Below are 13,583 nucleotides of genomic sequence, written 5' to 3' on the forward strand. Positions count from 1 at the left end.
GGCAGAAGCCTCTCGAAAAATTAACCCCTGGAAGAGTTGCTCAAGCTATGGGTGGAGTTTTTGCGGTGATTGGTACTCCAGCCCAACCACCCAAATCTCGCGGAAAGTCTCCAGGCTGGAAGACGGATCAACCACGTAAACGTAGAATTCGCTACCCCATAGTTAAAAAAACTACAACCAAGCCCCGCAAAGAGCAATCAGAATCTGCTTAGTAGTGTAGATTTTCATCTCTGAAGTCTGTTTCTTTTCAACTCAGCGTTGCTGAGTCTTTTCTTGTTGCCTAGTCTAAACTCCAGTAAAATAAGCTTACTTCAAAAAGAGGCAAATACAATTAAACAATTCAAAACAGTGCTTATTATGTAATACCAATTCTCTTTAAACTGGCACTGAATAATTACTTAATATCTCTCTTACTTTGCGTACTTTGCGCCCTTTGCGGTTCGTTTAATAAAACTTACGTGCATCTTCATGGAGAATTAGTATCACTCTATTTACAAACTTTTTTCAACTTCCCTAGCAGCAGTTAAGATATAGATTCTAATGTCTGTGAATCTTTCTGTTCAGAAACGTATCGCAGAATTTCATCTACGGCTCGCTTTACTCCGCCAGCCGCACGACAAGCATCACCCAAACGACCACTATTTACTTGGAAAGAGCTATTATCAAAAATTTGCTGCGCCGTTTGCCGCAAACCTTCTGAAGTTATATCTTCTAACATCATCATAATTCCTGCACCCTGCTCCTGAATGCGGCGGGAAATGATTTCTTGCTCATAAGTTTGTGGTACTGCAATCATTGGCACCGAATACCAGACAGCTTCCCGTGTTCCACCACCTGCACCGTGCATAATGAATAGACTGGCACGCTCTAATATTTCTAATTGGGGAACAGTACCCGTAGGTCGAATGATAAAGTTTTCTGGGATATCTCCTAAAAGTGTGACATCTAAAGCTGGACTCAACACCATTACCACCTGAGCATCTGTGTTAGCAAAAGCCTCAATGCATTTATGGTAAAATCCCAAACCTGGGTCGTGAATATTCCCAAATGAAATCAGGATGAGCTTGGATGAATTCAATTTCTCCATTGGGAAATCATATTCTACTGCCCGCACGGGATTACAAGGGCCAACAAAATGAAAGCGTTCATCAAATTTATCGCTATAAGGTTGGAGTTCTAGGGGTAAATAACAAATGTTGAGAGGTTCAATATTAGTAAAAGTGTCAACAAATTTAATTGGAGGTACACCATAAGTTGTTCGTAATTCACGTTGATGTTGACGATAGTGCTTCATCCCACCAGCCGCCTCTTTTAACAATCGTGGTAGTTTCTTCCTCAGCCAAGGACATTCATAGAAACTTTCGGGAGTAAAAGCGGCTGTAGCAATGGAATTAACGGCAGGAATATTGAGCAACTGTGCCACTAGCCTTCCCCAGAGACAGAGAGAGTCGTGAATAATATAATCTGGCTTTTCTGCACGCACTGATTCTAAGAGTGCTGGTAGCATCTCACGAGTACACCAAGTTAGAGAAGGCACTAGAGACATTTCATTTTCAGATGGTGGTGCTGTCTCAGGATTGAGTTGAGGATAGCAACGAAAAGCAGCTCCAAAAGACTCGATTTCTTGTTGAAAATGGGGAACCTCGTAATAAATTACCTCTTCACCTCTCTTTATCAACTCCGTCATTAATCCAAAGGTTGGAATAACGTGCCCGGCGGCGGAAACGTTCATAAATATTACACGACTCATAGAAAATACCCTGCTAGTTAGACAAATTTAAAGATTAACAATAACCTGATGATATTTTTTGAGAGTAGGGCGATGACCAACACTAATAAAGGTTGTTTCCGTCTCTACTAAAAGACTATAAAGATGTTCTTCGTTGTTAATATCTAAAGCACTGGTCGCTTCATCTAAAATTGCATATTTTGGTTTCGTAACTAAAAGCCGAGCAAAAGCTAATCTTTGTTGTTCCCCCAAAGAAAGAACATCACTCCAATCTTGCTCGACCTCAAAACCACCAAACCGTTCTGCTAAGTCTGACAGATTGACTCTGTGGAGAACTTGATGAAGTTCTTCATCACTCAGATTAACCTTGGCGTTAGGATAGATTAACTGCTCCCGAAGAGTCCCTAAAATCATGTAAGGACGCTGCGGTAAAAATAGCATTTCTTCTAATTCTGGACGAACAATCACACCTGTTCCCGAATTCCATAAACCCGCTAAGGCACGCAACAAAGAACTTTTGCCACAACCGCTATCTCCCATAATTAGTAATCCCTGTCCTGTTGGCAGTGCTACAGAAAGGTTGCTAAATAAAGTTTTTTGATAATTGGGTGTTTCGACAGTCAGATTTTCCAAGGCTAAACGGCTGTCTATGACTATATCAATAGTCCTAGAATTAGCTATTGCTTTACTTGGCTGTTTGAGATATTCATAAAATACGTATAAGCGATTAATTGAAGCAGCAAATTTAGTAAATTTTTCAAACTGATACATAATCAAATTCACAGAAAAAGCAACCTGCCCAAAGGCACCACCAGCTTCTGTGACTTTTCCTACCTCCGTCTCACCTGACAGAATTTGGTTTCCTAAAATCAATGCTGGTATGATCCAGGGGAGATAACCAAACTGATATTTAAATATGTTTAAATACACCTCTGACCATAATATCAATCGCTTAAAGTTATTAAAAACTGCATTAAATATAAGTTTGATTTTATTAGCTTCCTGAAGGATGCCGTTATAGAAAGCAATAGACTCAGCATTCTCTCTGATGCGGACTAAACCAAAGCGAAAATCAGCTTCTTTTTTTAGTTGCTCAAAATTCAGTTGCGTTAATTTTCTGCCATAGAACCCAATAGTTATGGCGTAGGCTAAAATAGAGTAAACTACCAGAGCAATAACTAGATTTTTGGAAATAGACCAGAGAATGACACTAAAAGCAATTACGACAAAAACAGATTCCAGACAATTCACCAGCAACTGAATAGATTGCTGGCAGAAATTGGCAACATCTTCAGAAATACGTTGGTCTGGGTTATCAATCTCTTTATGAGAGTTACTCAGATCATAAAAAGCGCGATTTTGGAAATATTGATTGAGTAAATGATGGGTTAACCATCGTCGCCAATAAATGCCGATTGTCTCTCGCAGAAAACCATAGCCAGAATTTAGGAAACCAAAGACGATTATTCCCCCGAAGGCAACTAGTATACCTTGCCAGAATTTAGTACTATTATGGGCGGAAAGGGCAGAAATTAAATCTCCCTGTATAGTATTTAAGAAAACCTTGACTTGAGTGGTAGCTAACAATAAAACTCCGAGAAGCACAAGTAAACCTATAGCACCTCGTTTTTCATTGCCTAACCAATAGAGTTGAGCGATCGCCCAAAACCGTTTAACCGCTTTCAAGCTGAATCGATTCATTTGTAGACTATATAAATTTTTCTAGTTTTGAGGATTTTCATAACTACGCCCTCTATTCATTGCGGTAGGGATTAATCAGAGACAAGTTCAAAAGAAAGTCTTATTGACGATCGCAATTTACCCCCTACTAGCGATCGCTAACTTTATCTATGTATATCTACTCCGTGATCTAGAGTTTACGCACTTCGTCTTAGTTAAAATAAGTAGTACTTTCATTTCAACTTGACCAAGTATACATATAATACAGAACGACAACTAAATCATAATTTTATACATAAAAATGCGTATTTTCACATTTATTTGGTTAGGACAACTAATTTCTCTGATTGGCGTGTCTATGACCGGGTTTGCTCTGGATATCTCGGTATTTCAGCAAACTGGCTCTGCCACCCAATTTGCTTTCCTTACCCTGACTTGTACGATACCGCTCATCGTCATTTCGCCAATAGCAGGCACATTAGTCGATCGTTGGGATCGTCGCTGGATCATGATTATTAGTCATGTCTGTAAAGGACTGTGTACCCTAATTCTGATACTACTAATCAGTATTGGTCAATTAGAGATTTGGCACATCTATCTCAGAAATATCATAACTTCTATCATCGGTGCTTTCCATACGCCTGCTTATAAAGCTTCCATTACCTCTTTAGTGCCTCAAGAGGATTTAGCACGGGTGAGCGGTATGATTCAATTGGGCATGGGCATTCAGCAAATCATTTCGCCTTTACTAGCAGGGATTTTACTAGCTATTGTTAAGCAAAAAGGCATTCTGATTATCGACTTCGCAACTTTACTGGTTGCCCTTGTTCCGCTTCTGTTGGTGCGATTCCCTGAGATCAGCCCGGTTACTGAAGCGAATGAGTCCACTCCGCCTGCCTCATTTTTGCGAGAAACACTCTACGGCTGGACTTATTTAACAGAGCGTCCTGGACTACTCAGCTTTGTGCTTCTGTTCACCATTTACCAATTCTTGGTTGGCTTCGTGAGTGTACTAAGCTTTCCCCTAATTCTTTCATTAACTACGCCAACTAGCTTAGGACAGATTGCATTTCTTAGCGGTCTTGGTATGTTCGTGGGGGCTATAGTGATGAGCACATGGAAGAATAGTTGGCAGAACTTAATCAGCCCTGTTCTAATCACTATGTCGGTAAGTGGGGTATGCATTGCCCTTGCGGGTTTACGCCCTTCTATTATCCAAATTGCGATCGCTACTTTACTTTTCTTCCTGACTGCGCCTTTCATCAATGGCTCAGTACAAGTTATTTTACAAACAAAAGTTGCCGAGTCGGTACAGGGAAGAGTATTTGCATTAACCGGAGCAATGTGGGGGGCGGCTATACCGCTCGCTGCGATCGTTGCAGGCCCCCTAGCTGACTATGTTTTCGAGCCACTGATGGCTTTTGATGGAGTTTGGTCTCAAGTACTAGTTGGCCAAATAATTGGTTCTGGGCCTGGTCGTGGGATTGGACTATTGTTTGTAATTATCGGGTGTTTTATATTAATGACAGCATTTATTGGCTCCCAATACCCTGCCATCCGAGACTTGGAAGTTAATGTAGCTGATTTTGAATCTTCAGCAGGCAATGTTACCCCCATGTAGGGATTAAAAAGGTAATAAAACTTGCTTCTAAGTAAGTCGGTGCAATAAAACCAAACTATGTAAAAAAGTAAATAAAGCTCAAACTCTTTCTCTCCCTGCTCCCTGCTCCCTGCCCCCTGCCTTATTGCAACAATAATTATTTACGCCGACTTACTTATTCTTGAGCTTTACTTGTCACCTGTAATAGTCGTCCTAAGACAAATGTGAATGGTGGAAGTTTAATTCGCATACCACCTTCCACAAGATGGAATACTCCCCCCGATGTAGCAATCAACATATCGACTCCGCAGAACTTGCCGTACCAATTAGGAATCTTTAAAGCCTCCTCAACTACTGGTGTAGACCCCAGGTTCATCGCCACAAAAAGCGGCTGTTCATCCTCTGCACCATGAATGAGTACACACCAGAGACCATTATTCCTAGAGCATAAGAGAGTACGGTTTCCACTATGAATTAGTCTATTTTGAAACCTAATTTCGGCAAGCTGTCGAATTAGTAAAAAACTTGGGTGGTTTTTATTATATGGTTCAAAAATTTTGCGGTTAATCGGCCCAAATTCCCACACACAAGCAGGGTTATCAAACATATCTTCCCGCACATAGCAATCATGACCAATGCACTCACCTGTATCCTGGTGTTGATGCATCCCTAAAGCGCCAGAAAATTCTTGCTCGGTTCCTTGATAGATAGAAGGTATTTGCGGCCCTAATATCAAGCAAGCAAGTGCAAAATATAACCGGACTCGCGCTTCATCCTGATTTCCTAGACAACTCAAGAAGTGATGGAAAATTCTACTTGTGTCTTGGTTATCGAGGAACATAATATTATTCCGCCAACCAGCATGATATGGGTGCGATGGCTCTAGAAAACCGCAAAAATAATCTGCCAAACCCCCTAGCCAATTACCATCAGCCAAAGAACGCTTGACAGCATAATAAGTCGGATAGTCGATCAGATTTGAAAATTTCGCTCCATTGTAGGCAATTACTTCTTCGTGAGTACTACCAGCGTGTTCAGCTATTTGCAGAAACTGCTTTTTTCCAAGATAGGCAGCATACCTTGATATCTCTTCAACGCAAGGCTCCCAGAAATCAAGACCAACGTGACGTGCTGAATCGTATCGGAAGCCATCAATATCTGTTTCTGCAATCCAGTATTTTAGGTGTTGAATCAGTAATTCTCGGACGTAGCTTGTCTCTGTTCGCCAATCTTCCAAGAAGCCAAAGAGCCTTTGATTTACCATATCAGTGTATTCAGGCCCGTGGAAGAGTAATGTGTTACGGGCTTCTATAGGAAAAGGCATAACCGCAGAGCCATCACCTTGCACATACTTGAACTCTCCCCCTGGTGGCCCCCCATACTCTTCCCAGTTAATACTATCTGCAATATGGTTGTTAACAACGTCTAAAATGACAGCAATATTAGCTTCATGAGCAGTTTTCACCAGTTCACGCAGACACATAAGTGTACCCAAACGTGGATCAACCATCAATAGGTGAATGGGATGATAGCCATGATAGCCATCAGCAGCATTGACATAGACAGGGCTGAGGATAATGGCTCGAATTCCTAATGACTTCAAGTATGTTATCTGCTCAATTACGCCCCGAATCGTCCCACCATGACTTGTATAGGGTGAAGTCGGATCATATTTGACTGCACTCAGACCAGTGTAGTTGCTGTCTGCACTGCGAGCAAATCGATCAATCATGATTGAGTAAAATAGACGTGCTTCCCAATCATCGGGACTAGATGTCATTGCAACCTTTGGTTTTAGTCCATATAAAGGCTGATTATCTACATAGCCCAGAAATACAGATGGGATTTCAGCCATTGAGCGGGGTGCTTCATCACAGACTAACAAGAAATGCGATCGCGTGCTTGTATGTTCATTACCAAATGTATCGACATAACCTAAACTGTAACGATATCCTCCCCCGCTATTCATAGGCGGTAGGATGGCTGAGAACATTTGGAAGCCATTTTCTATAACGATTTCAGCTTGTGCCGTAATTCGATCTGAATCGGAATATCCTTGTCCATCATTCAATTCATAAACTATCTGACCATAATCTGGATTTTTAAATAAGTGAACACCAAATCTGATGGAGATTTTTTCATCGCTCCTAAACACCCAAGTATATGGTGCTGTGCTAGGGTCTAAATGTACTTCACAGTATTCGTCAAAATAACGCATAGAGCATTCCTACGAATTAAAAATGGTGAGTTAGCAAACAAGTTAGCTCAGGTGATGGACTTATCTCTCAAAACATCTACTTCTGTCTCGCTTATTTGCCAATTCACCTTCCAGTTGAGCGAAAAATTCCAAAAAGTTACACCAACGATTGCTACTAATTTTGCAATGTATTCATTCATCTCGAATTTATAAAAGAGCCAATTTACAATTAAACTATTAAAAATCAGTCCAAAAAAACAAATTAGGTTGAACTGGAAAAAACGTCGCAACCGCGTGTCTAATTGTTTCTGAACAGATACATCTCCAAAAGTCCATAGCTCATTCCAGATAAAATTATTAATGATTGCTATCTCTGTTGAAATTATTGCACTTGGAGTTAACATCCAACCCAATAGAGTATGTAAAATATAGAATCCTCCTAAGTCTACAAAGACACCACTTAAACCCACTATGGCGAAACGAATCAGCCTATTCACAACCAGCCAAGGAAGCCTTAAACACAGTCGATTTATTAGAATATTAATCTCAAGACATTGATTCATTCGGCTTATAGGGTTTTAGTTTTCACAACTTATTACAGTTTCAAGTTCTACTGTTTACGATTGCTCAATTTTATCGAATTGCCATAAACCTCCAGGTGGTAGATTAAGCACTTTAATAACTTTCAAAGAATAGGTTTTATCTTGCTCCAGTTGATGAAATAAACTACTATTATTTTGCATAAATAAAATGTGACTATATTTCGGAGGAATCAGTAGCAGACTATCATCTGCTACTGGTAGTAGGCTAACTTTTGGTGAATAACGGCTTAAGGTTAGGATTCCTCCCAAATTAATAGGAGAATCATTAATTACCAGTAAAGGTCTCTCTGATTCCTTAAGAAATTGACCTGTTTCTCTGATAAATTGTCCATCCGATTGCGTCCACCAATTTCCAGCTTGAAAAAATCTGACATCAGAAATCAACCCAGCTATCAGCAATCCGACTAGTAGGGATTGAGAGATGTTTTTCTGCCACGTCTTTTCTTGGAAAATATGAAAAGCTAAAACATAGGCTACAATAATTTCTAGGCTGAGATATAAAGGCAATTGGTAGCGAACTTGGATGGAGCGAATTCCACCAGAGATTAGATCATATATTACTAACAATAGGCTGGTAAATCCTCCCATTAAAAAAATTAATAGGCTGGTTTTATATTTTGATATTTTTATGGTGAAAAAAATCAAATAAACAATCAAACTTAAGCTGAATATTAATGCAGTAATGCTATAAAATAGAGAACCTTCAAGAGTAAAACTATTAAAGGCAAAAATATCTGAGGTTAAATTAAGATCAAAAAATATTCGGGTAACTCGAATCAGAAAAATAGCGATTAGCTCAAAGGGATTATTTATCCATTTTACTGCCGACCCTGAAGTTAGCTCTAGTGCTGTCCTCGTGTGGGGAATGATAAAAATTAACCAGGGCAAAAGCATTAAAAAAGCAACAATACTAACAAGCAGATAATTGAGTAAGGTTTTCGTAAAGCGAAATTGTTGTTGAATAGCTACATAAATACCATGAGTTATCATTACTAAAACTGTGAATAAATGGGTGTATAATCCCAAGGCTAAGGTGAGGGTATACACAACCCAATTTACTTTATTGTCTTGTCTAATAGTTCGCAATAATGCAGCACTAGATAGTAAAATTTCTACCATCCACAAACTGTATTGACGGGCTTCTTGAGCAAAAAATAACTGCAAAGGAGAAACGGCAACCAATGCCATTGCCACCCATCCCACAACGGTCGACTCAAACAACTCTAAACACAGCCAATACACGCTGGGAAATATCAACATACTGATGAGTGCTGAGAAACTCCTCACCCCAGTAGGCGAATCTCCAAATACTTGCGCCCACAATCTCACCATTACGTAATATAAGGGGGGATGCTGTGGGTCTGAGGTGATTAAGTAATTCACTGTATCAGCCACACCATGATCTGGATTAATATACTGATATTTGTCGAAGATGGTAATAGGAATTGTGCCTTGATAATTAGAAACTTCCTGTTTTAACTCGGCTACCGTGTGACCAGAAATTGCTACAGATGTCCAAGATTCATCACAGCAGTATATTTTGTGTCCTAGATGGGCAAAGCGAAAGAAAATACCTAACCCGATGAGGATTATTACTAAGATTTTTAACCAATTTGGGGGATTTACTTTTGCTAGTATTTGTGAATTGTCCATTTATTGCACATGTATCATTACCGAGAAAGTTGTTGTTGTTAGCACCGATTGGAGGGTCTTTTAGTAGACTGTAAGGCATCATTTATGGTTTGGAGTCGTACTCTTTGCGCTAACAGCACCTTACGAAATCCTCAGACTCAAATAGGATTGCTATAATCATCATCCATTTTCTTAGCAACCACGACCATATCAATCAAATGCATTTTTTTTAAAGTTTCATTTTGATTAACTTGGTGTTCAAGGTCTAATATTTCTGCAACACTTTCTATCGGTTTGATTGGTCGATAGAGGCGGGCTTGAATTTGCGGGTATTCAATATATGTGCCCACCTGCATAGTTTTATGAGTATAAAACTCAGAATGGTAAGCTTCCCATTGCTTGATGGTAAATAGCGGTGTAGCAGGAAGTTGATAAAATTCTGATTCAGATTTGAACTCATCCCCAAATGTTTCTTGCAATGTGGGATTAAAAGGGTTGGTAAGGAGGGTTTGGAAAAGGTCAAAAGGCATGTATCGAATCCCTAACCCTGCCGAATGTCCATTTTTACAAATATCAAAAAATTCTTCTCGTGTAATTAGAATATGTTGATGATTAAACTCTTTGTTGTCACGAAAATGATACAGAATTGGAGACTTGCAAGCAAATATAACTAAAGAACCGTTCGGCTTAAGAAATTTATAAAAAGCAGCAATACTTTCTTGAATAACATCCAAAGAAATATGTTCAAAAATGTGTGAGCAAACGATCAAATCGAAATTACCATATTGTGATATTGCTTTACTTTGCATCACATCATTCAGGAGATGGACTTTCTCACTTTTTAGTGGTGATGAATAGATTTCTTTTAGCAATCGCTCATATTCATTAGTTTGTACAAAGTCATCATTCTGTAATTTTTTTAATAGTTCTTGGTCTTGGTTAATTAGACATTTGGCTACTAGTGAAGCGTGTAAGAATCTCCTGAGGTCTGGTTCGACCATAACAATCTTTTTAGCTAACCATAGACGAGGAAGTAATCTTCCTAGTCCACATCCAGCATCAAGAATGACTGCATCAGGCGTGATCAAATCCTGAATGTTATTAGTCCAAACTTCTTTATCTCTAGCTTTCCAAGCTTCATGAGCCACATCTGTAACCCATTGGTATGGGTCAACTGTATCGTAGGTAGTAGCAGTGATTTTTTCCATTAAAGATACCTCAATGATGCTAAAGCAGAATTTGGTTATCATGTATTAGCAACAGATGTTAAGAGACAGATGTTGCGGTTATGAAAACTTTAAAATAATGGATAGCTGGCTTTAATTCAATACAGTTCAGTTAAGCATTTCTTTCTTCCCTTTTTTCTCTTTCTTCTCTTCCTTCGCGCCCTTTGCGTCCTTTGCGGTTCGTTAAAAAACTGACTTTGTTTGACAAAGAGTTAAGCCTTAACTGAACCGTATTGGGATTTAATTATCTTTTTGTATACTTAAATATATATAATTAGTTAATAAATTATCACCTGTTTTCCTTAATACAAAAAACTCTATAGACTAATTTAAAGTGGATGTAAACAAAAGCAATAAACCTATGTTTATCCACCTACCTTAGATATTTTCTCAATGTTCTTGATCAAACGTATTTATTATCATCTTATTGTTTATTATTTCTCCATCACTAATTAATAATTCTTCATCCATTTCTTTCAATACAAAATAATTGTATAAGCTGACTGAGATGATTAAAACAAGTAGCCCTTCAAGAACCATCAAAAAACCGATTCCACGCCCTGAACCAGTTTCAATTACCCGCCCTACAGTACTAGCAAGTAGCCCATCATTAGATAGCATAGGTTCCAGAAATCCATCGGTTAGGGGACTGGCACTAAGATTACCAAAAGCCCCACCCAAGCCTGCCAAAGTGTAGAACAATGAAAGAACACGTCCCTGGACATTTTGGGGGATGCTAGTTTGCAAAATTGTACTATTAGTACTTAGAATAATGGGCAAGGTAAAAAATGAAATAAAAATGCCCAAGGCGATGGTAGGAATAAAGGGTTTAATGCCAGTGATTAGTAGACCTATCCCATTTAATGCCGAAAATATAAATAGAGCAGAGATAGATTTTTTGCCTCCTCCCCAGATACTCATAAGGATGCTGCCAGCAACCATTCCACAGCCGGCAATTGACATTACACTTCCAAATGTTGTAGCTGAAGAGAAAGATAATATTAAGGGATTAATCAAGACAGAAGTCATGCCGTTCACAAAAAAATAAATTGTCATGAATGACAGTAGAATCAGCAAGAAAAAGCGAGAAGAAATATTTTCCCAGCCATAAACAATATCATTCATGATGGTAGATATTCCCATTGTTGACAGAATACTAGATTCCGGCTGAGGAATATGAATAAATAGTAGGGTTAACAATGCAATTAAATAGGTAGACAAATCAATCAGCAGCAAGCCCTGAAGTTGTACATTAGCAATGAGTAGACCTGCCAAGATTGGTGCAACCAGTTGTCCTAATGCTGTGCTGAACTGAATCAAGCCATTAGCTCTCCCCATCTGATTGCTAGGAACCATCAAAGGTAAAGCAGCACCTTTGGCAGTCATTTGAAAAGAACCGCAGACTGAGGTAAAAAACGCAGAAACATAAGTATGCCAAAGTTGCAGATTGCCAGTCAGTAACAGTACAGCAAGTGTGAGTGTGATTAAAGCCGCAGCTATTTCACTAAAAATAATTGTCCATTTTCGATTCCATCTATCTATTAATGCACCGGCAAAGGGAGTGATTAATACACCGGGTAATGTTGTAAAAAAGATAACTAGACTAAGTTGTGTAACAGCATGAGTATTCTGATAAACCCAGATACCTAAACCAAATCCTGTTAGGCGATTTCCAATTTCAGACAGAGACTGCCCCAGCCAAAAGAGGGTAAAATTACGCAGTTCCCGAATTAGTTCAATTAGTTTAGTTACATACATATTTTATAAATTAGATGTATATTTTTTGGCTTGTAAGGTTTCAGGAGGTAAATTAACAAATGTTCTGAGGTTGAAAAAAATTACTTATTATACCATTCTAATATAGAATCATCGACTAAAAGCTCTCTTTAAAATAGTAGGTATTTGTGCTGCCAATCTCCGCCCAGGAGGAGTTAAAAATTGACTAATAGGTGGCTTAGACCAGAAATTTACAGAGATATTTAGCTCGTGATTTAAATTTTCTAGTGAGTATACTTGATGCCACCAAAAAGCAGGGATAAATAAAATTTCACCGAGTTCAACAATACACTCAAAATATTTGGCTTTTTGGAAATTGGGAAATTTATCCAAATCTGGCTTTTCAATATTTATTTGGCTCATGTGGGGGATTTTTGAACCAGCCGGAAAAGGATATAATGAAGATGTTTGTTGGGGGTCAAACAACAGAAAATGCTTGCGATCGCTAACTTGAATAAATAAGTTATCCATTGCGTCATAATGCAATGGAGATGTGTTACCGCCAGAACCAATCCAAATAGTTGGATCGACAAATAACTTTTTATCAAAATATTCTGGAAATTTAATATCTTGCAGGAGTTCGGGAAATTCTGTAGGGATTGACTGTTGTTGGAGATAGTAGAATTTATCAAATTTATTTTTTGAAATCAGGATGTTGATAAAGTCACTAAATTGCATTCTCTGTCTCAAATTAGCAAATCCATTTTCCAGATTGCCTGTAAAAATACTATTTTGAGAAACACTTATCTCAACCTCTTTATCACTGAATAAGCTAGTTAGATAATTCGCAGTCCATAAAGAGAGAGCATTCCAATCATTAATAGCACCAGTAATGATGACGGGTCTTCTAGGAGAGAGAAAATTACTTTGGAATTCCTCTCTTGTCGGTTGTTTAACCCGTTCAATGTGCCTCACTGTGGTTAAATCATGTTTACTCATCAAAAAATTCCTATTTGTAGATTTTTTCAGATCATCCCACACCTAAAAGGGGATGGGATAACACGAAAGACAGTTGACGGTTAACAGTCATCAGCCAACAGTTAACGGCGGCGGGGCGGCTATCCCGAACACCCCAAAAAGCAAGTGGGCTTCCCGCCGCCTTGGTGAATAACATGAAATTTACTGTTGTCCTTGATTTAAA

General features: G+C 38.8%; 10 protein-coding genes and 1 pseudogene. 2 read left to right on the top strand and 9 right to left on the bottom strand.

Annotated features, from left to right (window positions below; translation table 11 throughout):
• Nucleotides 1-212: pseudogene (locus tag F8R90_RS06940) on the top strand (NF041680 family putative transposase); the annotation flags it as partial.
• A 311-nt stretch (nucleotides 213-523) separates the two neighbouring features.
• On the opposite strand, the gene F8R90_RS06945 reads toward F8R90_RS06940, so the two are convergent.
• Both F8R90_RS06945 and F8R90_RS06950 read right to left on the bottom strand, forming a co-directional pair.
• A complete protein-coding gene (locus F8R90_RS06945) occupies nucleotides 524-1,750 on the bottom strand; it encodes a macrolide family glycosyltransferase (protein ID WP_196510144.1) in 1,227 nt (408 codons plus the stop codon).
• Nucleotides 1,751-1,777: 27 nt separating this feature from the next.
• Nucleotides 1,778-3,430 (bottom strand): ABC transporter ATP-binding protein/permease, encoded by a 1,653-nt coding sequence (locus tag F8R90_RS06950; RefSeq protein WP_196510145.1) that lies wholly within the window; start codon nucleotides 3,428-3,430, stop codon nucleotides 1,778-1,780.
• Nucleotides 3,431-3,710: 280 nt separating this feature from the next.
• Here F8R90_RS06950 and F8R90_RS06955 point away from each other — a divergent pair, with 280 nt between their 5' ends.
• Complete coding sequence (locus F8R90_RS06955; RefSeq protein WP_196510146.1) at nucleotides 3,711-5,030, top strand: MFS transporter; 1,320 nt, start codon at nucleotides 3,711-3,713, stop codon at nucleotides 5,028-5,030.
• A gap of 154 nt (nucleotides 5,031-5,184) precedes the next feature.
• On the opposite strand, the gene F8R90_RS06960 is transcribed toward F8R90_RS06955, so the two are convergent.
• The 7 genes from F8R90_RS06960 to F8R90_RS06990 form a co-directional block, all read right to left on the bottom strand.
• A complete protein-coding gene (locus tag F8R90_RS06960; protein ID WP_196510147.1) occupies nucleotides 5,185-7,227 on the bottom strand; it encodes an alpha-amylase family glycosyl hydrolase in 2,043 nt (680 codons plus the stop codon).
• Between the two features lie 47 nt (nucleotides 7,228-7,274).
• Nucleotides 7,275-7,703, bottom strand: coding sequence for a GtrA family protein (locus tag F8R90_RS06965; RefSeq protein WP_331000617.1), 429 nt, complete (start codon nucleotides 7,701-7,703; stop codon nucleotides 7,275-7,277).
• Between the two features lie 120 nt (nucleotides 7,704-7,823).
• Nucleotides 7,824-9,461, bottom strand: coding sequence for a glycosyltransferase family 39 protein (locus tag F8R90_RS06970; protein WP_196510149.1), 1,638 nt, complete (start codon nucleotides 9,459-9,461; stop codon nucleotides 7,824-7,826).
• 137 nt (nucleotides 9,462-9,598) lie between these two features.
• Nucleotides 9,599-10,648, bottom strand: a complete 1,050-nt coding sequence (locus F8R90_RS06975) for a class I SAM-dependent methyltransferase (RefSeq protein WP_196510150.1) — start codon at nucleotides 10,646-10,648, stop codon at nucleotides 9,599-9,601.
• 408 nt (nucleotides 10,649-11,056) lie between these two features.
• Nucleotides 11,057-12,424, bottom strand: coding sequence for an MFS transporter (locus F8R90_RS06980; RefSeq protein WP_196510151.1), 1,368 nt, complete (start codon nucleotides 12,422-12,424; stop codon nucleotides 11,057-11,059).
• Between the two features lie 108 nt (nucleotides 12,425-12,532).
• Nucleotides 12,533-13,381: a cupin-like domain-containing protein gene (locus tag F8R90_RS06985; RefSeq protein WP_196510152.1), complete on the bottom strand. Its 849-nt coding sequence runs from the start codon at nucleotides 13,379-13,381 to the stop codon at nucleotides 12,533-12,535.
• Between the two features lie 31 nt (nucleotides 13,382-13,412).
• Nucleotides 13,413-13,556 (bottom strand): hypothetical protein, encoded by a 144-nt coding sequence (locus F8R90_RS06990; protein WP_196510153.1) that lies wholly within the window; start codon nucleotides 13,554-13,556, stop codon nucleotides 13,413-13,415.
• Nucleotides 13,557-13,583 lie beyond the last annotated feature (27 nt).

The sequence above is a fragment of the Nostoc sp. NZL genome, from assembly GCF_015714705.1.
In the GTDB taxonomy this organism is placed as follows: domain Bacteria; phylum Cyanobacteriota; class Cyanobacteriia; order Cyanobacteriales; family Nostocaceae; genus Nostoc; species Nostoc foliaceum_A.